Origin of the sequence: Paraburkholderia sp. J76, assembly GCF_905220295.1 — a bacterium.
Taxonomy (GTDB): Bacteria; Pseudomonadota; Gammaproteobacteria; order Burkholderiales; family Burkholderiaceae; genus Paraburkholderia.
In genome coordinates this window covers 24913-50509 of record NZ_CAJMZJ010000007.1, presented here as the reverse complement: position 1 = coordinate 50509, position 25597 = coordinate 24913, and the positions used below count along the sequence as shown (strand labels likewise).

23 protein-coding genes are annotated in these 25597 nt (G+C 64.4%); 10 read left to right on the top strand and 13 right to left on the bottom strand.

All coding sequences use genetic code 11. From position 1 onward, the window contains the following. Positions 1–220 precede the first annotated feature (220 nt). A complete protein-coding gene (locus U5768_RS15210; RefSeq protein ID WP_322031234.1) occupies positions 221–757 on the top strand; it encodes a helix-turn-helix transcriptional regulator in 537 nt (178 codons plus the stop codon). Positions 758–775: 18 nt separating this feature from the next. Here the strand turns inward: U5768_RS15210 and U5768_RS15205 are convergent, their stop codons facing one another. From U5768_RS15205 to U5768_RS15195, 3 genes are all read right to left on the bottom strand, one after another. Next, entirely contained in the window at positions 776–967 is a 192-nt protein-coding gene (locus U5768_RS15205) for a hypothetical protein (RefSeq protein WP_322031233.1), read from the bottom strand. A 33-nt stretch (positions 968–1000) separates the two neighbouring features. Further along, the gene (locus U5768_RS15200) at positions 1001–2704 is read right to left on the bottom strand and encodes an FAD-dependent oxidoreductase (protein WP_322031232.1); all 1704 of its coding nucleotides are present in this window, start codon (positions 2702–2704) and stop codon (positions 1001–1003) included. A 155-nt stretch (positions 2705–2859) separates the two neighbouring features. Then, positions 2860–3678: a helix-turn-helix transcriptional regulator gene (locus U5768_RS15195; RefSeq protein ID WP_322031231.1), complete on the bottom strand. Its 819-nt coding sequence runs from the start codon at positions 3676–3678 to the stop codon at positions 2860–2862. Positions 3679–3929: 251 nt separating this feature from the next. On the opposite strand from U5768_RS15195, the gene U5768_RS15190 reads away from it, so the two are divergent. Continuing rightward, positions 3930–4952 carry a VTT domain-containing protein gene (locus U5768_RS15190; protein ID WP_322031230.1) on the top strand — a complete coding sequence of 341 codons (1023 nt, stop codon included), beginning with the start codon at positions 3930–3932 and terminating at the stop codon, positions 4950–4952. Between the two features lie 52 nt (positions 4953–5004). Here U5768_RS15190 and U5768_RS15185 read toward each other — a convergent pair whose 3' ends face one another. Further along, a complete protein-coding gene (locus tag U5768_RS15185) occupies positions 5005–6432 on the bottom strand; it encodes a DHA2 family efflux MFS transporter permease subunit (RefSeq protein WP_322031229.1) in 1428 nt (475 codons plus the stop codon). Between the two features lie 223 nt (positions 6433–6655). Here U5768_RS15185 and U5768_RS15180 point away from each other — a divergent pair, with 223 nt between their 5' ends. Continuing rightward, positions 6656–7681, top strand: coding sequence for an aldo/keto reductase (locus U5768_RS15180; protein ID WP_322031228.1), 1026 nt, complete (start codon positions 6656–6658; stop codon positions 7679–7681). A gap of 35 nt (positions 7682–7716) precedes the next feature. Here the strand turns inward: U5768_RS15180 and U5768_RS15175 are convergent, their stop codons facing one another. From U5768_RS15175 to U5768_RS15145, 7 genes are all read right to left on the bottom strand, one after another. Further along, positions 7717–7893: a hypothetical protein gene (locus tag U5768_RS15175; RefSeq protein ID WP_322031227.1), complete on the bottom strand. Its 177-nt coding sequence runs from the start codon at positions 7891–7893 to the stop codon at positions 7717–7719. 365 nt (positions 7894–8258) lie between these two features. Next, positions 8259–8960, bottom strand: coding sequence for a carbonic anhydrase (locus U5768_RS15170; protein WP_322031226.1), 702 nt, complete (start codon positions 8958–8960; stop codon positions 8259–8261). A 348-nt stretch (positions 8961–9308) separates the two neighbouring features. Next, positions 9309–10142: an ABC transporter ATP-binding protein gene (locus U5768_RS15165; protein WP_322031225.1), complete on the bottom strand. Its 834-nt coding sequence runs from the start codon at positions 10140–10142 to the stop codon at positions 9309–9311. 54 nt (positions 10143–10196) lie between these two features. Then, positions 10197–11030 (bottom strand): ABC transporter permease, encoded by an 834-nt coding sequence (locus tag U5768_RS15160; RefSeq protein ID WP_322031224.1) that lies wholly within the window; start codon positions 11028–11030, stop codon positions 10197–10199. 52 nt (positions 11031–11082) lie between these two features. Continuing rightward, positions 11083–11943: an ABC transporter permease gene (locus tag U5768_RS15155; protein WP_415913909.1), complete on the bottom strand. Its 861-nt coding sequence runs from the start codon at positions 11941–11943 to the stop codon at positions 11083–11085. 21 nt (positions 11944–11964) lie between these two features. Next, positions 11965–13029: an ABC transporter substrate-binding protein gene (locus tag U5768_RS15150; RefSeq protein WP_322031223.1), complete on the bottom strand. Its 1065-nt coding sequence runs from the start codon at positions 13027–13029 to the stop codon at positions 11965–11967. Positions 13030–13314: 285 nt separating this feature from the next. After that, positions 13315–14562, bottom strand: a complete 1248-nt coding sequence (locus U5768_RS15145; protein ID WP_322031222.1) for an MFS transporter — start codon at positions 14560–14562, stop codon at positions 13315–13317. A gap of 105 nt (positions 14563–14667) precedes the next feature. On the opposite strand from U5768_RS15145, the gene U5768_RS15140 reads away from it, so the two are divergent. Both U5768_RS15140 and U5768_RS15135 read left to right on the top strand, forming a co-directional pair. Next, a complete protein-coding gene (locus U5768_RS15140) occupies positions 14668–15549 on the top strand; it encodes a LysR substrate-binding domain-containing protein (protein ID WP_322031221.1) in 882 nt (293 codons plus the stop codon). 505 nt (positions 15550–16054) lie between these two features. Further along, the gene (locus tag U5768_RS15135; protein ID WP_322031220.1) at positions 16055–16453 is read left to right on the top strand and encodes a BON domain-containing protein; all 399 of its coding nucleotides are present in this window, start codon (positions 16055–16057) and stop codon (positions 16451–16453) included. Positions 16454–16612: 159 nt separating this feature from the next. On the opposite strand, the gene U5768_RS15130 is transcribed toward U5768_RS15135, so the two are convergent. Continuing rightward, entirely contained in the window at positions 16613–17566 is a 954-nt protein-coding gene (locus U5768_RS15130; protein ID WP_322031219.1) for a LysR family transcriptional regulator, read from the bottom strand. Between the two features lie 107 nt (positions 17567–17673). Between U5768_RS15130 and U5768_RS15125 the strand changes: the two genes are divergently transcribed. Both U5768_RS15125 and mmsB read left to right on the top strand, forming a co-directional pair. Next, the gene (locus tag U5768_RS15125) at positions 17674–19200 is read left to right on the top strand and encodes a CoA-acylating methylmalonate-semialdehyde dehydrogenase (protein ID WP_322031218.1); all 1527 of its coding nucleotides are present in this window, start codon (positions 17674–17676) and stop codon (positions 19198–19200) included. Positions 19201–19251: 51 nt separating this feature from the next. Further along, the gene (gene mmsB, locus U5768_RS15120; RefSeq protein WP_322031217.1) at positions 19252–20142 is read left to right on the top strand and encodes a 3-hydroxyisobutyrate dehydrogenase; all 891 of its coding nucleotides are present in this window, start codon (positions 19252–19254) and stop codon (positions 20140–20142) included. Positions 20143–20204: 62 nt separating this feature from the next. On the opposite strand, the gene U5768_RS15115 is transcribed toward mmsB, so the two are convergent. After that, complete coding sequence (locus tag U5768_RS15115) at positions 20205–21260, bottom strand: phytoene/squalene synthase family protein (RefSeq protein ID WP_322031216.1); 1056 nt, start codon at positions 21258–21260, stop codon at positions 20205–20207. Between the two features lie 570 nt (positions 21261–21830). On the opposite strand from U5768_RS15115, the gene U5768_RS15110 reads away from it, so the two are divergent. The 3 genes from U5768_RS15110 to U5768_RS15100 all read left to right on the top strand — a co-directional run bounded on the left by U5768_RS15110 (position 21831) and on the right by U5768_RS15100 (position 25558). Continuing rightward, complete coding sequence (locus U5768_RS15110) at positions 21831–22229, top strand: hypothetical protein (protein WP_322031215.1); 399 nt, start codon at positions 21831–21833, stop codon at positions 22227–22229. Positions 22230–22378: 149 nt separating this feature from the next. Next, positions 22379–24694 carry an outer membrane protein assembly factor BamA gene (bamA, locus tag U5768_RS15105; RefSeq protein ID WP_322031214.1) on the top strand — a complete coding sequence of 772 codons (2316 nt, stop codon included), beginning with the start codon at positions 22379–22381 and terminating at the stop codon, positions 24692–24694. A gap of 126 nt (positions 24695–24820) precedes the next feature. Further along, complete coding sequence (locus U5768_RS15100) at positions 24821–25558, top strand: DNA methyltransferase (RefSeq protein WP_415913908.1); 738 nt, start codon at positions 24821–24823, stop codon at positions 25556–25558. Positions 25559–25597: the final 39 nt, after the last annotated feature.

Below are 25597 nucleotides of genomic sequence, written 5' to 3'. Positions count from 1 at the left end.
ATCGGCAACCTGGCATGGGTTGCCAAAGTTTGCATGACATGATCGTTTATCCTCAAATTTGGGGATGCCGCTCCGTTAGTCATCGCGTACTATGCAACCTCCGGCGGAAGACAGCCCTTTGCCGGCGTGTGTTTTTCTTGGGGCGGCGTTCGCCGCCCCATTTTCTTTTTGGCATTGCCTCACAGGCGAGGCGCGCGCCCACTTCTCATCGCACCCGGGCATGGACCTGACGAACCGCGAACTCGCGTTGATCGCCGACGTCTTCAAGTTGCTGGCCGACCACATTCTGCCGGAGCGTGCCCTGCGCCTGGAGGTGGGACGGCGCCTGCTCGAACTGCTGCGCGCCGACGGCCTGCATGCGGGCGCGGACCTGTTTGTCTGGTCGGGCGAAGAGAATCTCGATCATTTGCAGGTTCGGCGCGGCGAGCGGCGCGAGCGGTTCTCCCATCGCGAACGGCTGCTGTTCGATCTGGTGCGTCCGGCGTTCGTCGTCGCGCTGGCGCGTTCGCGCACGCAAACCGCGCATGTTCGGCGCGTGCACGATGACGTTGCCGATAACGAAGCGATCAACCGCTTGACGCGGCGCGAGCGCGACGTGGTTGCGCTCGTGGTGGAAGGGCTGCTCGACAAGGAGATCGCCGAGCGGCTAGGCATTTCCTATACGACCGTGCGCACGCATCTCGATCGTTCGTTTCAGAAACTCGGTGTCACTAACCGCTCGCGCCTCGCGCGGCTCGTGCAGTCGACGCAACGCTGAGCCTGGCCGCCTTTCCCTTTATTCCGGCGCGGCTGCCGAAACGTTTTCGCCCGCGGCATCGATGAGGCCGACGCAGGTTTGCGCGTTGCCGATCCGCTCGATCGCGAGCAGCGCGAAGCGCGCGAGAAAGAGCGGGCCGTTGGCTTCGCCCAGATGGGTCATGGTCTTGCACAGGTGCGTGTAGACGGTGTCGAGTTCGCTGTCGGTCATGGTTTTTTCCATCTGTACTTGATTCGCCGTCGCTCAGGCGCGCAGCGCGTGGTCGAGAGCGGCGAGCGCCTGCGTGGCGAGCGCGCCGGCGTCGCCGTGCCAGCGGCCGAGTACGTGGCCGTCCGGGCGCACGAGGTAGAGCGTGCCAGGCTGCGCGCCGTACATCGGGAACAGGCGTCCCGTGCGATCCCAGCCGCTGCGGCGCGGCGCGTCGGCGGGTGAGCGTTGCGAGAGCGGCACCAATGCGAACGGCAACGAGCGGGCGGCCAGCGTCGCTTCGAGCGCGGCGATCGGGGCGGGCGTCGCGCCATCCTCGCTGAAGTAGAACGCCGTGAAGCATGGCCCGATCAAGTCGGTCACGTGGCCTTCGCGCGTGGTTTTCACGTCGACGATCGTGAGCGGGCATTCGGGTAACGCCGTGCCCGGACCCGGACCGTTCGCGAAAGCGTCGGAGGCCGCGTTGAGCGACGAGGCCGTGTAGGCGATGGCCGAAGTCTGGCGCGGATTGATCAGCGAGCGCACCGCGGCGTGCTCGCGCGCGAGGCTCAATACGGCCGTGCGCATCAGGTCGAAGGCGAACGACGGCGGCGCCATGAATTCCGTGCTCTTCGTGCCGTAGCTCAGGTTTTCGTGCGCGGCGTAGACGCGCTCGTCGGAATAGCTGTCGAGCAACGCGTCGCTTGCGAGCCCCTTCACGACATGGGCGAGCTTCCATGCGAGATTGTCGGCGTCGTCGATACCCGAGTTCGCGCCGCGCACGCCGAAGATCGGCACGAGGTGGGCCGCGTCGCCCGCGAACAGCACGCGGCCGTGGCGATAGCGCTCGAGCGTGAGCGCGTTGGCCTTGTAGATCGTGATCCAGACCGGCGACCACGACGCTTTCTCGCCCATCATGTTTAGCAGGCTCTGCACGCGCGGCATGACGTTTTCGGGCTTGATCGCCTCGTCGGCGTCCTCGCCGTCGCGCAGTTGATAGTCGATGCGCCACACGTTGTCGGGCTGCTTGTGGACGAGCACGGTCGAGCCGGGATTCGACGCCGGGTCGAAATACGCGAGCCGCTCCGTGGGCCGCGCGCTGTCGAGCAGGATGTCGACGATCACATAACGGCCCTCGTAGCTCGTGCCCTGAAGCTTCAGGCCGAGCGATTCGCGCACGGTGCTGCGGCCGCCGTCCGCGGCGATGAGCCAGTCGGTCTGCGTGGTGTAGTCGCCCGCGGGCGAGGAGAGCGAGAGCGTGGCGCCGTGCGCGTCGTGCTGCAGCGCCGTCACCTTCGTGCGCCAGCGAATGTCGATGAGATCGGCGTGCTGTTCCGCGGCGTCGAGCAGAAACTGCTCGATGTGGTACTGCGCGAGGTTGACCATCGGCGGCAGCTTCTGGTTTTCGTCCTGCGGCATCGTGAAGTGCAGCACTTCGTCGTCGCGATAGAAGCTGCGCCCGCCCGTCCACGGCAGGCCTTTCGCGAGAAACCCGTCGAGCGCGCCGAGGCGTTCGACGATTTCGAGGCTGCGGCGCGAGATGCAGATCGCGCGGCTGCCGTAGCAGACCGATTCGTCGGCTTCGATCAGCACCGAGCGCACGCCGTGCTTCGCGAGGCCGAGCGCGACGGCGAGGCCCACCGGACCGCCGCCGACGATCGTCACGGCGTGGCGTTGCGCTTCAAGGCCGCCTTCGAGTTCGGGCAGGCGGGCGGCGTACTGCTTCGCCTCGAACGGATAAGGTTGGAATTCGGCGCTCATGGGGAATGCGTCTCCGATACGTAAGTCTTGTGCCGCCGACTTGCCTTGAAGGAAGGCGCCGGCGATGAAGGCAGTATGGAGCGCGGCCCGCGGACTGCTGTCCTCAATTTGGGTACAGGGGGCTTACGGCAGCAATGCGTGGAGACAGCTTGAGATCAGCCGTGATCCGTCGCCAGACAAAGCGCGAAAAGCTGCCGCTGGCTCGAAATCCCCAGCCGCTGATACGCGCGCTTCTGATACGTCACGACACTGCTGGGCTTCACGCCCATGCACTCGGCGATTTCGACCGCGCTGCGCCCTTCGAGCACGCCGCGCAGGGCGTCGAGTTCGCGTTTGGACAACGTGGGGCAGAGCCCGCGCAGGCGCGCGAGCATCATCTGCGGAATGCCGAGCTGGCTTTGGCCGCGAATCGTGTAGTGGTGCCGCGCCGACTCGCCGATGAGCGGCGCGAGCGATTCGACCAGTTGGACCTCGCCCGGCTGAAAATTCCCGGCGTCGCTTTCGCGGTAGAGATTCACGGAGAGCCAGATATCGGCGGCCGGCTGCAGCAGCAGCGAGAGCCGGTCGGACACGTTGGGCGTGGCGTAGCACGCGGTGCGATAACCGTCGTGCGCGATGTCGGCGCTGCTTTGCCAGTGCAGCACGAGCGAGGAGCCCGGCTTGTCGGCCGAGGCGCCGGTAACGATCTGCTGATTGCCGTCGAGCGCGTAGAAGAGGCGGGCGTAGGTATCGGCGACGTCGCGCAGAAAGCGTCCGCCGCGATGATCGGCCACGGAAACCGTGCGCGGCCGGTTGCCGAACTCGTAGGCGAACACCGTGCACTGCGTGACCGAAGTCGCCGGGCCGAGCATGTTCAATACTTCGGCGGCGAGCGCGTTGGCGTCGTCGCGGCCGATGGCCGAAACGAGGCTGGTGACGCGGGAGAGGTCGAACTGACCTGCCTGCCTCGGTCGATCGAGATGCCAGTGACGCATGTTTCTTGACGGAAAACGGCGGGAAAAACCTTCATTTACGAGATTAGCATCGTTTCGCATAAGCGCGAAAGAAGCGCGAAAGCCCCGCAACGCGCCGGCAGCGGGGCCGGATCGCCGTGCGCCATGCCGCCGTAAAGGCTGCGTCGACGTCAGCAAGGAACGGCGCGTTCGGGTAATCTCCACCCTCGGCCAGCGCGCAATGCGCGCCATGTTTCCTTACCTGAACCCTCCCGCGCGCAGATTATCTCTAAATGTTGACGCTCCCCACCGCGATTCCACCCGATTTCGGCGCCGGAGCGGTCTTTCTGAGCGTGCTAGTCACGCAACTGGGCGTGCCGGTGCCGGCCGCGCCCGTGCTGATTCTCGCGGGCACGATGGCGGCGGGCGGCCAGGCATCCTATGGGAGCCTGCTGGCGGCGGCCGTGATTGCCACGCTGCTCGCCGATTCGCTGTGGTTCGCGGCGGGCCGCAAGCGCGGGCGGCGTCTGCTCAATGGTCTCGTGCGCTTTTCGCTGTCGCTCGACACGACCATCCGTATCGCGCGCAATGTATTCGAGCGCTACGGCGCGCCCATTCTCGCGGTCGCGAAGTTCGTGCCGGGGCTCGGCCTGATTTCCGCGCCGCTGCTCGGCACGACCACGGTGGCGGTGCACGTCTTCCTGCTCTGGGACACGGTCGGCGCGGCGTTGTGGGCGGGCGCCTGGCTGCTCGGCGGCGCGGCGCTGCATGCGGAGATCGTGCGTTTCGCCGCCTTCGTGCGCGCGAACGGCATGACGATCTTCGACGTGCTCGCCGTGGCGGGCGTGCTGTTCCTCGCCTGGCGCTGGCTGCGGCGCATGCAGTTCCGCCACTGGCTCGCCACGCATCGAATTTCGCCCGATCAGCTCGACGAGATGATGAAGTCGAGCGCGCCGCCCATCGTGCTCGATGCGCGCCCGCAAATCGTGCGCGAGAAGGAGTCGTACCGGATTCCCGGCGCGCGGCCGCTGAACCTGGAATCAAACGAAGAATTGTCGCCCGAGCTGATCGGGCGTCCGATTGTCGTGTACTGCGTGTGCCCGAACGAGGCGACGGCCAAGCGCATCGTCGATCAGTTGCGCAACAAGCATATCTATCACGCGCGCGCGCTCAAGGGCGGCCTCGACGCCTGGGAGCGCCACGGTTATCCGGTCGAGCCGCTCTCCAACGAGTTCCACGCGGCGCACGAACATGCCGACGAACTCGAAGCGGGCGAGGCGCCGGAATACACTGTGCGGGCAAGCCTTTCCAAATAACGGCCGCAACTAACCGCAATTCCGCGGCGCGCCGCCCGTCGCGCGGTGTTCCCTACGCGCGCTGCCTGCGCGAGCCGCCGCCCACGTTCTGTCCCGCGTCGCGCGCCATCTGCGCGTAACCCCACACCGAAATCAGCGTGAGCACGCCGGCCCCGAGAAAGGCGAGCCGGAAGTCGTCGAGCGTGAACACGTGGCCGGTGGTTTCGCCGTTCACGTGCGCGGCCACGCGCAGCGCGAGCGCGCCGAACGCAATGCCGAGGCCGATGGTCATCTGCGCCGCCGCGCTCCAGAGCGTGCTGGCCGCGCTCATCTGCGGCTGCGGGACGTCGGCGTAGGCCAGCGTGGCGAGGGTGGAAAACTGCATCGAACGCGCCATGCCGTAGACGAACACGACGATCAGCACGATGGCGAGCGGCGTGCCGGGCGTGAGCAGGCCGCACGCGATCAACGAGCCGCCCGCGACGCTGACGTCGACGACCGAAACGAGCCGGAAACCCCAGCGTTCGAGAATGCGCGTGGTGAGCGCCTTCATGCCCAGATTGCCGAGCGCGCTTGCGAGCAGCAGCAGGCCGGACTGGAACGCCGAGAGACCGAAGCCGATCTGGAACATCAAAGGCATCAGATACGGCGCCGCGCCGATGCCGACGCGCGTGAGCGAACCGGTCACGATCGTGACGGAAAACGTCGGGATTTTCAGCGTGGAAACATCGACTAGCGGATGCGGATGACGCTTCGCATGCACGAACGCGACGACGCCGATCGCCACGCCCGCCGCGACGATCGCCATGGCGCGCCACGGATTCTGGCCGACCTGGCTCGCGAGTTCCGCGCCGTAAAGGATGGCGGTCAGCGCCGCGCCGCTCAGCACGAGGCCCGTGACGTCGAGCGGCCGGCGCTGTTCGCCGCGCAAGTTCGGCACGATGGTGGCAATGGCCGCGAGCACGGCGATGCCGAACGGCACGTTCAGCAGAAAGATCCAGCGCCACGAGGCGTAAGTCGTAATGAAGCCGCCGATGGGCGGTCCTACCACGGGCGCGGCGATGGCGGGCCAGGTGATCGTCGAGATCGCCTGCATGAGCTTGCTTTTCTCGGTGCTGCGCACGACGACGCTGCGCCCAACAGGCACCATCATCGCGCCGCCGATGCCTTGCAGAATGCGCGCGGCCACGAATTCGTCGACGTTCTGCGAGATCCCGCACAGCACGGACGCCACCGTGAACGTGACCACGGCGCCGAAGAACACGGTGCGCGCGCCGCAGCGGTCCGCCACCCAGCCGCTGGCCGGAATGAAGATGGCGAGCGCGAGCATGTAGGCGGTCACGCCGAGGCTCAGGCTGTTCGGGCCGATGCCGAACGAGCGCGCCATCTGCGGGAGCGCCGTGGCGATCACGGTCGTGTCCAGGTACTCCATGAAGAACGTGGCGGCGACGAGGTACGGCAGCCAGCCGACGCTGGAGGAGCGTTGCGCGGGAGCAGTCATCGCGCCTCCGCGCGGAAAAGGGGAATCGACGTCATCGTGGTGCGGATCCTGGGCGGTCGGCGGGCGAGATTCCCGCTGCAAAGGCGACAGTTTCCAATACGCAAAAGCATCTGTACAGCGTGAGCCCGTCGGCAAGCTCAAATCGAAACGCGTAGACTCATGCGCTGTCGGCATCGCATCGTCGAACCCATCGTCAACCTCATCGACCAATGGAGGATCGGAAATGGAATACCGTTTTCTGGGCGCGTCTGGAATGAAGGTGCCGGTGCTGAGTTTCGGCACGGGCACATTTGGCGGCAAGGGCGAGTTTTTCGAGGCCTGGGGCGCAACCGATGTCGCCGAAGCGCGCAAGCTCATCGACATTTGCCTCGACGCCGGCGTCACGATGTTCGACACGGCGGACGTCTATTCGAGCGGCGCGTCGGAGTCGGTGCTGGGCGAAGCGCTCAAGGGCCGCCGCGACAAAGTGATCATTTCGACCAAGGCGACCTTCCGTTTCGACGACGAACCCAATAACGTGGGTTCGTCGCGCTTCCACCTGAAGCGCACGGTCGACGCGGCGCTCAAACGTCTGCAGACCGATCATATCGACCTGTTCCAGTTGCATGGTTTCGATGCGCGCACACCGGCCGAAGAGGTGCTGTCCACGCTCGACGAACTCGTGCGCGCGGGCAAGATTCTCTACACGGGCGTGTCGAACTTCTCGGGCTGGCACCTGATGAAATCGCTGGCCGTGGCCGATCGCTACGGCTATCCGCGTTACGTCGCGAACCAGACGTATTACTCGCTGATCGGTCGCGACTACGAGTGGGAACTGATGCCGCTCGGCCTGGACCAGGGCGTCGGCGCGGTGGTGTGGAGTCCGCTGGGCTGGGGTCGTTTGACGGGCAAGATCCGGCGCGGCCAGCCGCTGCCGCAGACAAGCCGTCTGCATAAAACAGCGGACCAGGGGCCGCCGGTGCCGGACGACTATCTCTTTCGCGTGCTCGACGCCATCGACGAGATCGCGAAGGAAACCGGCAAGACCGTGCCGCAGATCGCGTTGAACTGGCTGCTGCAGCGGCCCACGGTCTCGACCGTGCTGATCGGCGCGCGCGACGAGGCGCAATTGCGGCAGAACCTCGGCGCGGTCGGCTGGAACCTCACGCCCGAGCAGGTGGCGAAGCTCGACGCCGCGAGCGTCGTGCGTCCCGTTTACCCATACTGGCACCAGGAGGGTTTCGCCGAGCGCAACCCGTCGCCGGTTTAAGGAGAGTCTTCGCGCAGGGAGGCCGCTCAGGTACTTCAGGCTGTTTCGGCCTGGCGCAGGATCTGGGTGGCGCCTAAATGCAGCGCCAGCGCGAAGAACTCGCGCTCCGCGAGATTGAGGGTTTTCGCGGCGGCCATCGCGCGGTAATGGTCTTCCGGATGCAGGAACAGCTTGATTTCGACTTTCGACTGACGGCTCTGCGCGGACTCCATGGATGCTTCTCCTTCGGTAACCGGGCGCTCGGCCCGTGACGGGTGCGAAGCCCATTACCGGGCGTCCCTACGCGCAAAGGCGCGCGCCGTTTCCCGCGGTGTGAGCGGCGGCATGAAACGGCGATGACGCGGAGTGGGCCTTGAATATTCCGGAATTCTTCTTCTTGTGCGACAGGTCGCCGCATGTAGTGCGGGCGCCAGTGTAGTCGCATTTTTACCTAGGGTAAACCCCTAAGTCGAAAAGAATTATTACGTGGATTGAGTGAATCGCGCGGCAGGACTCTAAATGCGGCGTGGGCACACCTCGAATCATGCGGAATGAATGAGGGAGTGGAATGGGGCGGCGAGAACCGCCGCCCCGGGTGTTATTCCTCGACGCGCTTGCGCAGGCGCGCGCGCGCCTCGCCGAGCGACAGGAATTTGCCGTGGGCTTCGTCCAGCACGGTGACCTTGCCGTGGCCGATGTCGTACACCCAGCCCTGAAGGTCGAGCTGGCCCTGGGCCACGCGCGCCGCCACCGCGGGGTGCGTGCGTAGGTGCGTGAGCTGCAGACGGACGTTTTCCTCCACGAGCGCCTGGACCACCTGATCTTCGTCCAGGCCACGCGTCTTCACCACGCTGCGCGCGGCCTCCGCGTTGCGCAGCCACGCCTGCACGGTGGGCATCTCGGCCGTGGCTTGCGCGCCCAGGGCGAGTCCCTTCATCGCGCCGCAATCGGTATGGCCGCACAGCACGATCTGCTTCACGTTGAGCGCGAGCACCGCGAACTCCACGACGGCCGAAACGCCGCCGAGCATTTCGCCGTAAGCCGGCACGATATTGCCGATGTTGCGGCAAACGAACAGATCGCCGGGCTTGGCCTGCGTGATCATTTCCGGCGAAACGCGCGAGTCGGCGCACGTAATGAAGAGCGTGTGCGGCGCCTGGCTGTGGGCGAGGCTGTGGAACAGCTCCTTATTGCCCGGGAAAACGTGATGAGTGAATTCGTCCACGCCGTCGAGCAGGTGTAACAGATCGCAGCCGCACGAATCGGAGGGACTGTCGTGCGAGTGGGTGTTGTCTGGCATGGATGTTTCTCTCTTTATCATGAATCGACACTATCGAATGGCAACAGCGGGAGTTTACGCTGAGCCGACCCGTTGCGGATCGGAAAACTTCGCGCCGCCTTGCGCGAGTTAATCACGTCCCCGGTATCCAGGCGTCGAACCGGCGGGATATGTCGATAAACCGGCCGAAAAGACAGCTAAGTTCGGGAAAGCGGGCAACCATGCGCGCGCGCTGGCGCGTCGTGTGTTTCCGTTCGAAAAGGGATTTTCTCACGCCGGGCGCAATTGGCCCACACCCGGCGCGTTGCCGGTGGTGTCGGGTTCCTGGGGAGAGATGCGACCGGCCAGTCGGTCGGCGCATTCATGCACTCACCACGCCATGCGCCATTGATCCGAAGAATGGGTCGAAGAATCGGGCAATGGCGTAGCGGCCGGCAGCGTGGCGCCCTCCGAGAAGTCGGAGAGGATTTCGTCGCGCAGCCGCGCGAAGCGCGGATCGGCGCGCTCGCGCGGGCGCGGCAGTGTCACGTCGACGATGCGTCGGATGCGGCCCGGCCGCGGCGCCATCGTCACGACACGGTCGCCCAGATAGAGGGCCTCGTCGACGTCGTGCGTGACGAGGAGCATCGTGATGCGTTCGCGCTCCCAGATGCGCAGCAATTCGTTTTGCAGGCGGCCGCGCGTGAGGGCGTCGAGCGCGCCGAACGGTTCGTCGAGCAGCAGCACGCGCGGCCGATTGACGAGACCGCGCGCGATCGCCACGCGCTGCGCCATGCCGCCTGAGAGCTGATGCGGATACGCCTTCTCGAACCCCGTGAGGCCCACTAGCGCAATGTGCTCCGCCACCGCTTCGTGCTTTTGGCGCGCCGAAAGCGGGGCGTTGCGCAGCGCCGCCAGGATGTTCTGTTCGGCCGTGAGCCAGGGAAACAGCCGGTGATCCTGGAACACGATGCCGCGCTCGAGCGAGGTGTCGCCCACGCGCTCGCCGCGCATCATGATCGCGCCGCTGTAGCCCGCGTCGAGGCCGGCGATCAGACGCAGCAGCGTGGACTTGCCGCATCCGCTCGCGCCGAGCACGCTCACGAATTCGCCGGGGCGCACGTGCAGCGTAACGTCGTCGAGCACGGCGAGCGCGGACTCGCCCGCGCCGTAACGCTTGCTCACATGCAGAATGTCGAGTCCTTCGGGTTCACTGGTGCTCATGGGGGCTTTCTCTCAGGTTCCTTTTTCCCAGGTTCATTTGCCTGGCAATACGAATCATTGTGCGGTGATGTGCAGCCGCGCCAACACCGTTCGTTCCACACGCCGCGCGAGCGCGTTAAGCGCCCAGCCAACCGCACCCACGACGACGATGCCGAACAGCACGAGGTCCATGCGGAATTGCTCGCTCCCGTCGATCAGCAGGTTGCCGATGCCGCTGCCCGCAACCAGCAGATACTCCGCGCCCAGCGTGGCGAGCCACGAATAAATGAGCGCGAGATAGAGGCCCGTAAATATGGAGGGTAGTGCGGCCGGCAACAGGACGTAACGGACCAGTTGCAGCCGCGAGTAGCGCAACGCCTGCGCAAGTTCGACGTATTTGCGCGGCACGGCGTGAATGCCGTCGCACGTGTGAGCCGCAACCGGGAGCAACGCCGCGAGCGAAAGAAAGACGACCTTGGCGGCGTCGCCGAGCCCGAACCATACGGAAATGAGCGGAATCCACGCAAAGAGCGAGATTTGCTTGAAGGTGTCGAAGCTCGGTCCCAGGACACGTGCGGCGATGCGAGAAAGACCCAGCGCGCCGCCCAGCAGGAACCCCGCCGTGGCGCCGATGGCAAAGCCGCAGGCCTCGCGGGCAAGCGACGCCGAAAGCGCGCGGAGCGCGGCCCCGCTCCTGATCTGTTCGTAAGCGGTGCTAATCACATCGGCGGGGCTCACGAGCAGGCCGCTTTTCACGAGATGCGAAGCGCTCAAGGCCCACCATAGCGCAACGGCGACGAGGGGCAGCGCGGCGCCACGCAGATCGATGCGTGGGCGTGGCCTGGCTTTCGGGGTCGCCTCGCAGGCGCAATCGGGACGCGCTTCCTTGCGCGCAAGCGAAAATTTCATGGCGAACGCTCTCTGGGTGGGTTGGCGTGCAGTCAGGCACAGTCAGGCGGAGTCAGCCACGAAAGGCCGAAGGCGTGCCGCGGCGCAAACGCCGCTCCAGCACATCGAGAAGACGATTGATGACAAGGCCGACCACGCCCACTACGACCACCGACGCCATCACGAGATCGAGCTGGAAGAGTTGCCGGCCATAGACGATCAGATAGCCGAGCCCTTCCGACGATGCCACGAGTTCCACCACAACGAGCGCGAGCCACGCCTTCGTGAAGGCAAGCCGCACGCCGGTTGCGAGCGTGGGGATCGCCGCGGGCAGCACGAGCCGCACGATACGTTGCCAGCGCGTGTAGGCGAATACGCGCGCGACTTCGTCGAGGGCGGCCGGGGTCTGCCGAAAGCCCTGCATGGTGCTGAGCGTGACGGGCACGAGCGCCGCGTGAGCGATGAGCAAATACTTGAGCGGCTCGCCCACGCCGACGAGTAGCAGCAAAAACGGCAGCCAGCCGAGCACGGGAATCTGCACGATCGCGTTGAAGCTGGGCAGCACCCAGGCTTCGAGCGTGCGCGAGAGCCCGAGGGCGGCCCCAATCGCGACGCCGAGCACGGTGCCTCCCGCAAAGCCCAGCAGCACGCGTTGCAGGCTGATCAGCGTATTGCGCGCAAGTTCGCCGCTTTGGGCGAGATCGGCGAGCGTTTCATAAACGCGTTGCGGTGCAGGCAGGATTTGCGGCGCGATCCACCCGCGCGCGCAACCCACGCTCCATAGCAGGAAGAGCAGGGCGGGCAGCAGCCAGGGCGCGAGATGCCATGCCCACGCGCGCATGAATGCGCGCCCGCGCGTGTTCGTCGTTGCCGCGTCGATGCGGGGTGCCGCACGCGGCGTTTCCGTGGCGATCGTGATGGCGGTTTCCGTCATGATGCGGCTCCTCGCGCGCGCTCAGCCAAGCGGCTTGCCGGCGGCGTCGTAGCGGGTCCAATAGTGTTCGAGCTTTTGCGTGCGCAGCGCGTTGTCGAGATAGCGCGGCTCGAACCACGAATCGACGTCCACGGGCTGGCGGATCAGCTTCAGGCGCAACGCGTCCTGCGCAACGGCCTTGTAACGCGCCACGATGAATGGATCGATGAGCGGCGAATTGCGGTACTTCAGGGGCTCCTCGCCGAATTCGGCTTGCCAGGACGCGTAACTCACGCCGCTCTTCGCCCAGAGCTTGAAGAGCGCGTCGCGGTTTGCTTCGTCGGACGACCATTGCGCCGCTTGCACGAAGACATTCACCACGCGCTGCACGATATCGGGGTGCGCTTTCTCGAAGCCGTCGAGCACGAGCAGATGCGCCTGACGCGTCAACTGCGGCCCATCGTGCTGCGATTCGTAGACGATGCGGGCAAGCCCCTGATCGCGCAGCCGGTAGAGGTGGTAATCGTTCACCGACGCGTCGATGCCTTTCGAGGCGAGCGCCGCGAGCGAGCTTGCGGTATCGAGATTGATCACGCGTAGCGCGTGTTCGTCGAGCTGGTTTTCGGCGAGCGCGTTGTCGGCCACGAGTTGCAGATTGGTGCCGCGAAATATCGCGACGCGCCTGTCCTTGAGGTCCTTGATCGATTTGATGTCCGAATCAATGGGCACGCCCACTTTCACGCCGGAACGCACGCCCGATTCCAGCAGGATGCGGGTCTTGAGACCGTTGGCTCGTGCGAGCACCGCGGGTAAGTCGCCCTGGTACGCGAAATCGAGCGCATTATCGGCGATAGCCTCGTTGACAGCGGGGCCCGCGCCCTTGAAAAAGAGCCACTCGACCTTGATGCCGTCGGCGGCGAATTCCTTTTCGAGCAGTTGCTGGCCGCGCACCGTGGCGGCGGTCGAACCGCCGAAAGTGGGCGGATCGCCCGCGCCTTGCTGCGCAACGCCAATGCGGATCACGGCAGGCTTTTCAGCGGCGGCATGCAGGGAGAGGAACGAGAGCGCTGCGCAAAGCAGGTACTGCAGAACGCGATGTGAACGCATGGGCAGGTCGGATTGAGGTGACGAAACGGGGCGCGCAGACTGGCGAGCTTGCGTCGCCGTCATTGCCGTTGGGTCATTCTTTTCCGGATGCAGCGATCAGGACAACCAATGATTCGAGATTTGCATTTCTCGACAGAGGCGCTGCGCGTGGCGGGAAATATGAACGGCAGGGCGCCTTCATGATAGTGAAGCGAAGCCCGTGCCGAAGGAAGAAATCGTGCTATCGATGTGAGCAGAAGCGCAAAGCCCCACTGAGCGCGGTGAGGCTTTGCGCAAAAGCGTGCCTTATTGCGGCTCGATAGCGTGCCGCGTCGCGGCGGTGCGCCGCGACGGCATGAAATACCACACGGCGCAGAGCACTTGCAGCACGACAAGAACAGTCCACACGGTTTGATGCGCGACCGCCGGGTAATGGCCGTCGAGTGCCGGCCAGTGCGCGAGCGCGGCGCCAATCGCAATCTGCAAAAGGAAGATGCCGATGAAGATGACAAGCGTGAAAGTCGTGTTCACGCGGCCGATCAGGCGCGGCGGGAAATATTCGGCGAGCACCGCGTAAGTGAGGATGCCGGTGCCCCCGAATGCGCCATAAGCGGCCCAAAGCAAGGAGGCGGGCAGCGGCGCGCGCGCGGCGAGCAACGCTTGCACGAGCACGAAAACGAGCATCGTGATGCCGGAAAAAAGCTGAACGCTAACGCCGCGCCGCTCGAAACTGCGCGCGAGCGCGCCGAAGCCGATGTTGCCGACAATGAACGCGCCGCCCAGCACGGAAACGAGCGACGCCGCGCGCGCAGCGGCATCGGCGGTGCCGGCCGGCACGACGTCGCGCAGGAACGCACCGACCCACAGCGACTGCATGGCATAGAACACGGCCTGGGTCAGCGAGGAGAACGTGGCGGTTTTCCAGAACGCATGGCTGCGCAGGATGTGCGCGGTGCCCTTGAACTGTTCGAGCACGCTGGCCTGGTGGTGGGTGTCGCGCGTGCGCGGACCGCCTATCCAGATGATGGCGGCCACGAGCACCGTGAGCGCCGCAAGCCCGAGGCTCACCGCGCGCCAGGGCGCGATGGAGAGCAGCCACGAGAGCGGGGCGCCCACGGCCACGCCGCCGAGTCCCCCCACGGCCATTACGAGGCCGTTCACGAGCGTGAGCTGCGCGACGGGAAAGTGCTGCGCCGTGGCCTTGAACGCCCCGCCGAGGCACACCGACACGCCCACGCCGATCAACAGCCGGCCCGCCATCATCGCGGCCATGTTGTGCGAGACGCCGAAGATCAACGCGCCCGCCGCGGCCACGAGCATGACGCACGCGGTGACGCGGCGCGGGCCGTAATGGTCGAGCAGCACGCCGCCGGGAATCTGCGCGCCCGCGAAGCCAAGGAAGTAGAGGCTCGTGAGCGTGCCCAGATCGGTCGCCGTGAAGCCCATTTCACGCGAGAGAAACGGCGCGAAGCCGAGGTTGACCCCGCGAAACAGGTATGAAATGAAGTAGCCGAGCGCGAATACGGCGAATACGCGCAGTCTGAGTGAGGTCATCGTGCGAAGAAAGCGGATTGAATGCCTGGCTGTCGATTATTGGCGATTGCCGGGCGCGAAGCCAGCGAGAGATTTCAAACGGCATTGTGAGTAGAATTTGACGTCATGGCCAGAACTCTCCCCCCTTTGCAGGCGCTGCGCGCCCTTGAAGCCGCCGCGCGGCGGCGCAGTTTCAGCCGCGCCGCGGAAGAATTGCATTTGACGCACAGCGCCGTGAGCCATCACCTGCGCGCGCTCGAAACGGAACTGGGCGTCGAACTGTTCCGCCGAGCGGGCAGCCGCATGATTCCCACCGCGGCGGGCGCCCAGTTGGCCGAGCGCGTGCGCCGCAGTCTCGACGACCTGCGCGAGGCGCTGGACGCCACGCGCCCCGGCGTGAGCGGCGTCACGCGGCTCGAACTGAGCGTGATGTCCGATTTCGCATCCGTCTGGCTGATTCCGCGCCTGGGCGACTTTTACGACCGTCATCCCATGGTCGACCTCTCGCTGCGCATGCATGCCGACGTCACGCCGCCCGATCCCTATCCGTTCGATGTCGGCATCTGGCATCGGCGGGTGGACGAACCCGGCTTCCAGATCCGCAAGCTGCTGGACGACCAGGTCGTCGCGGTATGCAGCCCGGCCCTGCTCGCGCGCCATCCCGGCTTTCGCATGGAAGACCTCGCGAGCATGCCGCTCCTGCGTTTTTCGCGGCGCTCGTGGCGCGACTTCTTCGAGGCCGCGGGCGTGGCCGGCGACGAGCCGGAGCGCGGACCGGTGTTCGACGACGCGGGCCTGCTGCTGCAAGCCACGGTGGCCGGGCAAGGAGCGGCCACGGCGCGTCTGCAACTCGCGCGCGGGTTCATCGAGCGTGGCGAACTGGTGCAGTTGGGGCAGGTCCGGATTCCGGCCTCGCTCGACTATTACTTCACGTGGCGCGAAGGGCATCCGCGCGAGGCCGCGATCCAGCAGTTCTATCGATGGATAAAGGCGCAATTGGCCAATTGATGCCGGCCGGCCTCTCGAATTGCGCAATGGGATATTCGGGTTAACCGCTGTGCGTATTGTCAACGCTGCTTGCGTGATGTGCGTTGCTCTTTGATTAAAGCGGCCCAATCCCGCTCTGGAATAAGCGATTAGCCCGTGTATTCAAATCGCATGCACCAAGGCGGATCATGGTTGAAGGCGTTACGCCGGGCGTTTAAACCGGCAGTGAAATGCCGTTGAATGCGCCCATGGCGGCTCTAAAGGAATTCGGAGCCGCCGGTGACGCCATTTCGATTGCATTGCTGAGTAGCGGCTTCACTATTTGGACAATCGACGGATTCGTCTGTGGAAAGCGGCAACAAGTGTGGCGTGGAATCACAGATTGGGCACGCTTCGTGTCAAGAATGAAATAGTTGCGGTATCGTTACTCCCCATCGCCGTCCGGCGCGCGAATGTTTTGTAGTCAATGGTGTAGTTAACGGCCCATTCCTGGGCCAGCAATAAGACTGACAACAGGAGAAACTGCATGAAGGCTATTCAGATGTTCAAGCTTGCCGCCGCCACGGCAATCGTGGCGGCCTCGTTCCAGGTCTACGCGCAGGACGCCTCGGCCCCGGCCGCCGCCGCCGCGCCCACCAGCGGTCCGACCGCCACGGCCCAGCATAACGTCAGTCAGTCGAAGGCAGCGCTGCGTCAGGCACGCTCCGCGAACCGCGCGCTCGGCCGCAAGGTCCGTTCGGCTCTCGCGCGTGACCGGAACATCAGCGTCTCCAATATCACCGTGCGTGCGAAAGACGGCGCCGTCATCCTGCAAGGCACCGTGCCCGAGTCGTCGCAAATCCAGCGCGCCGGCGACGTTGCCAAGGGCGTGGAAGGCGTAACGTCGGTGCGCAACGCGCTGACGATCCGCCCGGTGGGGACCTGAGCATCGGCTAGCCGGCCCGCGCCGATCGCCCTTCGTGGTGGGCGGCGCTGCGCCGGAGCGGGTGCATCGAGATGCTTCCTGAAGGCCGCACATGCAGTCCCGTTCGCGGACTGCATGTGCGGCTTTTTATTGCCCGTGCCGCTTGTTAGCGAACCGCCCTCAGGGCTCGACGTAATGCATTTCCGGCGATTCGCCCATTAACAGCGGCCGGTTGGCATCCGCGGCCGCGCGCAGATAATCCCAAAGCGACGTGATGCGCCGCAGCTTGCGCAGGTCTTCGCGGCTGCACAGCCAGAAGCGCCGCGTCACCATAACTTCGTCGGGCAGGATCGGCACGAGGCACGGGTCCGGTTCGGCCATGAAGCACGGCAGGATGGCGAGCGCGCTGCCCTGCAGCGCAGCGTGATATTGCGCGATCACGCTCGTGCTGCACAGATTGGCCGTTACGTTCGGCGCCGTTCGGTCGAGGTAAAGCAACTCGTGGCTGAACGCCAGATCGGCGACATAGCTGATGAAGGCATGATTGCGCAGATCGGCGGCGGTGCGAATGCGCGGATGGCGTTCGAGATAGGCGGGCGTGCCGTACAGGCGCAAGCGGTAATCGCATAGCTTCGTGTACACATACTGCCCGCGCTCGGGACGCTCCAGCATGATCGCGAGGTCGGCCTCGCGCTTTGAAAGACTCACGAAATGCGGCACCGGCAACAGGTCGATCGACACGTCGGGATGCTGACCCGTGAAGCGCGCCAGTTGCGGCGCCAGAAAGAAACAGCCGAAACCTTCCGTCGACCCCACGCGCACATGGCCCGACAGCGACTGCGCGCCAATCGCGAACTGCTCGCTGGCCGATTGCACCGTGGTTTCCACGGCATCCGCGTAGGCCAGCAAGCGCTGGCCTTCGGCCGTCAGCACGAAGCCGCCCGAGCGCGATTTGTCGAACAGCACGGTGCCCAGCGCCGCTTCCAGTTCGCGCACCCGGCGCGCGACCGTGGTGTGGTCAACGCCCAGGCGCTTCGCCGCGCCGCTCGCGCGCTGTGTGCGAGCGACTTCGAGGAAGTAGCGCAGATCGTCCCAGTTCAGTGTCTCCATGCTGCTCGTTGTGCTTTTTTGCATATCGGATGGGCTTTTTCATCTCTATGCCGTGGATATTCGAATAACTATACTCGTTGAAGCAGGCGACTGAAACAGACACGGTCGCACGACAACAAGGAGACTTCACGATGAACGCAGTGACCCAGGCATCCAACGCGCACGTTTCGACCGTCAAGCTGCTCATCGACGGCGAGTTCGTCGAATCGACAACGAAGGAATGGCGCGAGATCGTCAATCCGGCTACGCAGGAAGTGTTGGCGCGCGTGCCGTTCGCGACCGTGGAGGAAGTCGATCAGGCGGTGAAGGCCGCGCATGCCGCGTTCGCCACGTGGAAGAACACGCCGGTCGGCGCGCGCTTGCGCATCATGCTCAAGCTTCAGGCGTTGATTCGCGAGCACATGCCGCGCATCGCGAAGACGCTCACCGCCGAACAGGGCAAGACGCTGCCGGACGCCGAGGGCGATATTTTTCGCGGCCTCGAAGTGGTCGAGCACGCCTGCTCGATCGGCACGCTGCAGCAAGGCGGTTTCGCGGAGAATGTGGCGGGCGGTGTGGACACCTATACGCTGCAGCAGCCGCTAGGCGTATGCGCAGGCATCACGCCGTTCAACTTTCCCGCCATGATTCCGCTGTGGATGTTCCCGATGGCGATCGTTTGCGGCAATACGTTCGTGCTCAAGCCTTCGGAGCAGGACCCGCTTTCGACCATGCAGCTCGTGGAACTCGCAATCGAAGCGGGCATTCCGAAAGGAGTGCTCAACGTCGTGCACGGCGGCAAGGAAGTTGTCGATGCGATCTGCACGCACGAACTCGTGAAGGCGATTTCGTTCGTCGGCTCGACCGCTGTGGGCACGCACGTCTACCGGCTGGGCAGTGAGCACGGCAAGCGCGTGCAATCGATGATGGGCGCAAAGAATCACGCCGTCGTGCTGCCCGATGCGAATCGCGAGCAGGCGCTCAATGCGTTGGTCGGCGCGGCGTTCGGCGCGGCAGGCCAGCGTTGCATGGCGACCTCGGTGGCCGTGTTCGTGGGCGCGGCGCAGCAATGGGTGGAAGAACTCGTCGAAAAGGCGAAGACGCTCAAGGTCAACGCGGGCCACGAGGCGAAGACCGACGTCGGGCCGGTCGTTTCGCGCGCCGCGAAAACGCGCATTCTCGGCTTGATCGACTCCGGCGTGAAGCAGGGCGCGACGCTCGCACTCGACGGCCGCGAAGTGAAAGTGCCGGGCTACGAGAACGGCAACTTCGTGGGACCGACGGTGTTCACGGACGTGAAGACCGATATGGACATCTACACGAACGAGATTTTCGGGCCCGTGCTGGTGGTGCTCACGGCGAAGACGCTCGACGAAGCCATCGCCATCGTCAATGCAAATCCGTTCGGTAACGGCGTGGGGCTTTTCACGCAAAGCGGCGCGGCGGCGCGCAAGTTCCAGAGCGAGATCGACATCGGCCAGGTGGGCATCAACATTCCGATTCCGGTGCCGGTGCCGTATTTCAGCTTTACGGGCTCGCGCGGTTCGAAGCTCGGCGACCTCGGCCCGTACGGCAAGCAGGTGGTGCAGTTCTACACGCAGACCAAGACGGTCACCGCGCGCTGGTTCGACGACGCCACCGTGAGCGACGGCGTGAACACGACGATCAGCCTGCGCTGATGCGCCGCCCGCAATAAACATGGAGTACTGAACAATAACGGAGACAGGCTCATGAAAATAGGATTCGTCGGGCTGGGCCACATGGGCGCGCCCATGGCGCTCAACCTGCTCAAGGCGGGGCATACGGTGGCCGTGTTCGATCTGAGCGCAAGCGCGATGCAAACGCTCGCCGAGGCCGGCGCGCAGAAGGCCGCATCGGCGAGGGCGGCGGCGAGCGGCGCGGAATGCGTCATCACGATGCTGCCCGCGGCCGCGCACGTGCGCGGCGTGCTCACGGCGGAAGACGGCGTGCTGGCGGGTATCGGGAAGGGCGTGACGATCATCGATTCGAGCACCATCGATCCGGCGAGCGTCAAGGAATTTGCGAAGCTCGCCGCCGCGCAGGGCAACGCCTTCGTCGATGCGCCGGTTTCGGGCGGCACGGGCGGCGCGGCCGCGGGCACGCTCACCTTCATGGTGGGCGGCAGCGCCGAGGTCTACGAAAGCGTGAAGCCGGTGCTCTCGGGCATGGGCAAGAACATCGTCCATTGCGGCGAGACCGGCACGGGGCAGGTGGCGAAGATCTGCAACAACCTCGTGCTCGGGGTCACGATGGCAGGCGTGGCCGAAGCGATGGCGCTGGGCGAGGCGCTCGGCATCGACCCGAAGGTGTTGGGCGGCATCATGAACACGTCCACGGGCCGCTGCTGGAGTTCGGATACGTACAACCCCTATCCGGGCGTGATCGAGACGGCGCCTTCTTCGCGCGGCTATACGGGCGGCTTCGGCACCGATCTCATGCTCAAGGACATGGGCCTTGCCACCGACGCCGCGAAAAGCGTGCATCAACCCGCGTACATGGCTGCGCTCGCGCAGCAGCTCTATCAGGCCATGAGTAGCCACGGCGACGGCAAGCTCGACTTCTCGGCGATCATCAAGCTGTATCGCGCCGGGAAGGATTGAAGCGCGCAGTTTCGGACCGTGAAAGGCGCGCTGCGAAGCGCGCTTTTTTTACGCCCGCGTTTTCAACCCTTGATACGAGCCTCGATGCGCGCAAAGAGCCGCTCGAACCAGATGCCGAGCAGCGCGTTCGAAGGCGCAAGCGCGGTGGAGCAGGCGAGAATGCGATAGACGTCGTTGCGCGTGACCTTCGAGGTCTTCGCGGGATCGAGCCAGTCGTCGTTTTCAACGAGGCGTTCGAGCGTTTCGAGGCCGATGAGGATGGGCCACAGACACGCGAGCCGCAGACGCACCGAAAGGCGCGGCAGCGCGAACGTATAGTCGACGGCCGCGCGGAAATGATCGAGCGCGATGCGCACGAGTTCCAGCATGATAGGCCGCGCGCGCGCCGAGGCGCCGGGCCTCAGCAGGTCCTGTGCGCCGAGCCCCGCCTGCGCCAGCATCGAAGCGGGCAGATAGCAGCGGCCAATGCGCAGATCCTTGCCGCAGTCGCGCAGCACGTTCACCATCTGCAAGGCCTTGCCGAAGCGGATGCCGCGCGCATACATGGTGTGTTCGAGCGAGGGTGCGAGCGTGCCCGGCAAATGCATGTACGTCATCTTCGTCCAGAACTCGCCCACGCAACCCGCCACGAGATACGTATAGCGGTCGAGTTCGTCCCACGTATTCAGCGCGGCAACCCGGCCCGAGCGCTCGTCGGGGAACGTGCGGAGATCGAACTCCATGCCCTCGGTGAGCGTCGTGACGATCTCGCGCACGGCATGGCGATCGGCGTCGTCGAGTTGCGCGAGCACGTCGAGGGCGCCGCCAAGTGATTCGAGCAGCAGTTTCTCGTCCGACTGTGTTTGCTGGCCCGCCACTTCGCCCGCGAGATCGGCGAGCAGGGTGTCGTCGCTCGTCGTGCCGTTCACGCGCTCGCGCAGCGCGAACAGCAGGGCGAGCCGCCGCTCGGGCGGAATCAGCGCCGTGTCGGCAATGGTGTCGGCGGCGCGCGCGAGCAAGTAGGCTTCGCCCACGGGATCGCGCATGCCGGCGGGCAGCACGCGCATCGTGAGGTAGAACGAACGGGAAACGCCTTTGAGCAACGGGCCTAGAAGAAAGGCCCGGGAAGAATTCTGCATGTCGGATAAGGGCAGCGAGGGACGGATCGGACGCAGCCGCATTGTATCGTGGACGAAGGAGGCTAGGCCGGGCGAGACCCGAGCGCGCGTTTTACGACCTGCAGGGGCGCCCCGCGCGCGGCTGCGCACCTCGCGGACATCCCGCTCGCGGCGGCGTTGCCCGACTGCACCAACCTCTACGCGCACCTCGGCGCGGGGCGGCCCTTTGACCGGTCGCATGCGAGCTTCGCAGAGCTTCAGCTTTTTTTCGATAAATAACAGCAGCCCTTCGCCGCGATACCAGCCGCGCTGCGTGCGTTAATGTGCCTGTTTGCTCATGGAAAGCAAGGGTAATCGCTTCGGTTACGAAAAATTTTCAAGATAGCTGGGATGTCGTGCAGCCGCGAGCAGATTGAAAGCCGCTGCATATGCGTAGGGTATTGGCCTGACGCGGAAATGGCTGCGTGCGCAACGACCGAAACCAGCCACCGCGCAATATTGATGAAAGTAATTCCTGTAATGACGGGGTAACGCGCATACCGCGCCCCACGCACTAGACTCCGCCGATGCTTTCGTAACGGAGCGTCGCTCATGCCCTCGTCCCCGGCTCTTGCCATTCACTCCCTGCGCGATTTCGAGCTGACCGCGGACGGCCAGTACCTGATGGTGAACGGCAATCAGCCGGACAGCCTCGCGCTTCATTGCTCGGTGATGCATGAACTGCTCGCCGCGCTCTCCAATGCGATTGGCCGCTCCGAGCGCATCCGCCACAAAACCGCGAGCGTGAAATTCACCATGCCTTGCGAGGCCTGGGAGGTCGGTCGCGAGTCGGGCGACGTGCAGCATCTCGTGGTGAGCTTTCGCTTGCCCGGGGGCGCCGAATTGTCGTTCCGCCTGCATCCCGCGCAAGCCGTGCACATGACCGAGGTGCTCTCGCTCGCGACGGGGCTCGCGAAGATGCGCCTGCCTGGCCGCGCCAGCATGCAATAGGCGTGGCGCGTCGGCCTCCGTTGTCGCACCCGTTGCCGCATTCGTTGTACACCCTGCATCCGTGGATGCCAGCCGCGCGCGTCTCGCGCCGGTCATGGAGCATTCGGCACTTTCACGGCTCTTTCGTTGCTTCATATCCCACCTCCCGCATGACGGCATCATTTACCACGGCGCGCTATGCACGCGCACTGACTCTCGCCGGCTTCGGCATCGGCGTGACTGCTGCGGCGCACGCCACCGAGCCCTTCGTGGTCCAGGACATCCGCATCGACGGGCTCACGCGTATCGAGCCGGGCACCGTGTTCGCGTATCTGCCGATCAAGCAGGGCGAGACTTTTACGGACGACAAGGCCTCCGACGCCATTCGCGCGCTCTACGCAACGAGCCTCTTCAGCGACGTGCGCATTTCCACGCAGGGCGGCACGGTGATCGTGCAGGTGCAGGAGCGCCCCGCTATCGGCACGATCGACTTCGCGGGCATCAAGGAATTCGATAAGGATAACTTGACGAAGGCGCTCAAGTCGGTCGGGCTCGCGCCGGGTCAGAGCTACGACAAGGCACTCGTTGACAAGGCCGAGCAGGAACTCAAGCGCCAGTACCTCACGCGCGGCTACTACGCGGCGGAGGTCACGACCACGGTCACGCCGATCGACCGCAATCGCGTGGGCCTGCTGTTCTCCGTGGTCGAAGGGCCGAGCGCGAAGATCCGCCAGATCAACTTCATCGGCAACAAGACGTTCAGCGACGGAACGCTGCTCGATGAGATGCAGCTTTCCACGCCGAACTGGTTTTCGTGGTACACGAAGAACGACCTGTATTCGAAGGAAAAGCTCACGGGCGACCTCGACAACGTGCGCTCGTACTATCTGGACCGCGGCTATCTGGAGTTCAATATCGACTCGACGCAGGTCTCGCTCTCGCCCGACAAGAAGGACATGTATCTGACGATCGGGATTCACGAAGGCGAGCCTTATACAATTTCGAGCGTCAAGATGGCCGGCAATCTGCTCGACCGTGAAGCCGAGTTGAAGAAGCTCGTCGGCATCAAGCCGGGACAGCGTTTTTCGGCGCAGAAACTGAAGGACACGACCAAGGCGATCGTCGACAAGCTCGGCGAATACGGCTACGCGTTCGCGACTGTGAACGCCCTGCCCGAAATCGACCAGAAAGACCACACGGTTGCGCTCACGCTGCAGGTGGACCCGAGCCGCCGCGTGTATGTGCGCCGTGTGAACGTCACCGGCAATACACGCACGCGCGACGAAGTCGTGCGCCGCGAAATGCGCCAGCTCGAAAGCTCGTGGTTCGACTCGAACCGCCTCGCGCTTTCGAAGGATCGCATCAACCGGCTCGGCTACTTTACCGACGTGGACGTGACCACGGTGCCCGTGGAAGGCACGCCCGACGAAGTGGACGTGAACGTGAAAGTGACCGAGAAGCCCACCGGCACGCTTTCGCTCGGGCTCGGCTACGGATCGGGCGAAGGGCCGATCATTTCGGCGGGAATTTCGCAGGACAACGTGTTCGGCTCGGGAAACAGCCTTTCGCTGAACGTGAATACGGCGACGACATATCGCACGCTCTCGGTCACGCAGGTCGATCCATATTTCACGGTGGACGGCATCAAGCGCATTACCGACGTCTACTATCGCACGACCGAGCCGCTTTACTACTCGAGCACGAACGACACGAGCTTTCGCATCATCTCGTATGGCGCTGACATGAAGTTCGGCATACCGTTCTCCGAGACCGACATGGTGTATTTCGGCCTCGGCATCGAGCAGGACCGCCTCGACGTCGATTCCAGCACGCCGCAGACCTACATCGACTACGTGAACGATTTCGGGCGTGTTTCGAACACGGTGCCGCTCACCGTGGGTTGGTCGCGCGACAACCGCGACAGTGCGCTGGTGCCGAGCCGCGGCTACTATGCGCAAGCCAACGCCGAATATGGTACGCCGGCGGGCACGCAGTACTATAAGGGCGATGCGCAAATGCAGTACTACTACTCATTCGCGCGCGGGTTCGTGCTGGGGCTGAACTTCCAGGGCGGCTACGGCAACGGCCTGGGCGGCAAGCCATATCCGATCTTCAAGAACTACTATGCTGGCGGTATCGGTTCGGTGCGCGGCTACGAGTCGGGCTCGCTCGGCCCGCGCGATGCCACGACGAACGATCCGATCGGCGGCTCGAAGATGGTGGTGGGCAATATCGAGTTGACGTTCCCGCTGCCCGGCACGGGCTACGATCGCACGCTGCGCGTATTCACGTTCGTGGATGGCGGTAACGTGTGGGGCACGGAAGGCAGCAGCACCGGTGCGAACGGTTTGCGTTACAGCTATGGCGCGGGCCTCGAATGGATCTCGCCAATCGGGCCGCTCAAGCTCGATCTGGGGTTTCCGATTGTCAAGCATGCGGGTGATCAGTATCAGAAGTTCCAGTTTCAGATTGGTACGTCGTTTTGAGTGGTGGTTCTTTTTGTTCCTGGCGGTGTGCGTGGGTTGCCCCTGTGCGGGGATATTACAGTTCCGTTCTGACCGCGCGCAGGACACGCGCAAAAGTACGTTGTTACGGGCTCGTCCGGTATCAACTTGCCGGACTTCAGCGGCGATAACCGCGACCAGCGCGGCTTTGCGTATTGGACCGCCTTGTGGTCCGCTGCCGCGCTGCGCGCGTGCAAGCCGGGTGCGGTGGGCATGTTCTTCACGGACTGGCGGCAACTCCCCGCGTCAACCGATTACCTGCAGCCGGGCGGATGGGTGTGGCGCGGTATCGTGCCGTGGTGCAAGCCCGGTGCACGGCCACAATTCGGCCGGTTCACGGCTCAGCGTGAGTATGTCATTTGGGGCACAGCGGGCGCTGTAAGTGCCGACGATAGCGCAGGCCGCATACCGGGCTTTTACGAGTGCAGCGCGCCACGTAACCGCGTCCACGTCACGCAAAAGCCGGTTGAACAACTGCGCATTGTGCCCCTGGGCGGGTGCGTGCTTGACTCGTTCATGGGCTCGGGTTCATGCGGCGTAGCGGCGTTGCAGACCGGGCGGCGCTTCGTTGGCATCAGCTGGACCCGGCGCATTTCGATAACGCCTGTGAGCGAATCAATGATGTGTACCGGCAACGCTTGCAATTCGATCACGCCAGCGAAGCGGGAACAAGTACGGATGAACTTTCAGGGCCGTGATATCTTTGGCATGAGAACAACGCCCTTACTGGACGATTTGACGGCCAGACTTAGGCGCTCCGGGTCCTTAGTTCGAAATCGAACTGTTCGCCCCTGTTCGTCCGTTATACCTTGTGCCGTGATGCCAGATGGAAACGTAACCCGGTAAGCAATTCCCGGCAATACCTTCCCCTCAGAGTCAGCAAGA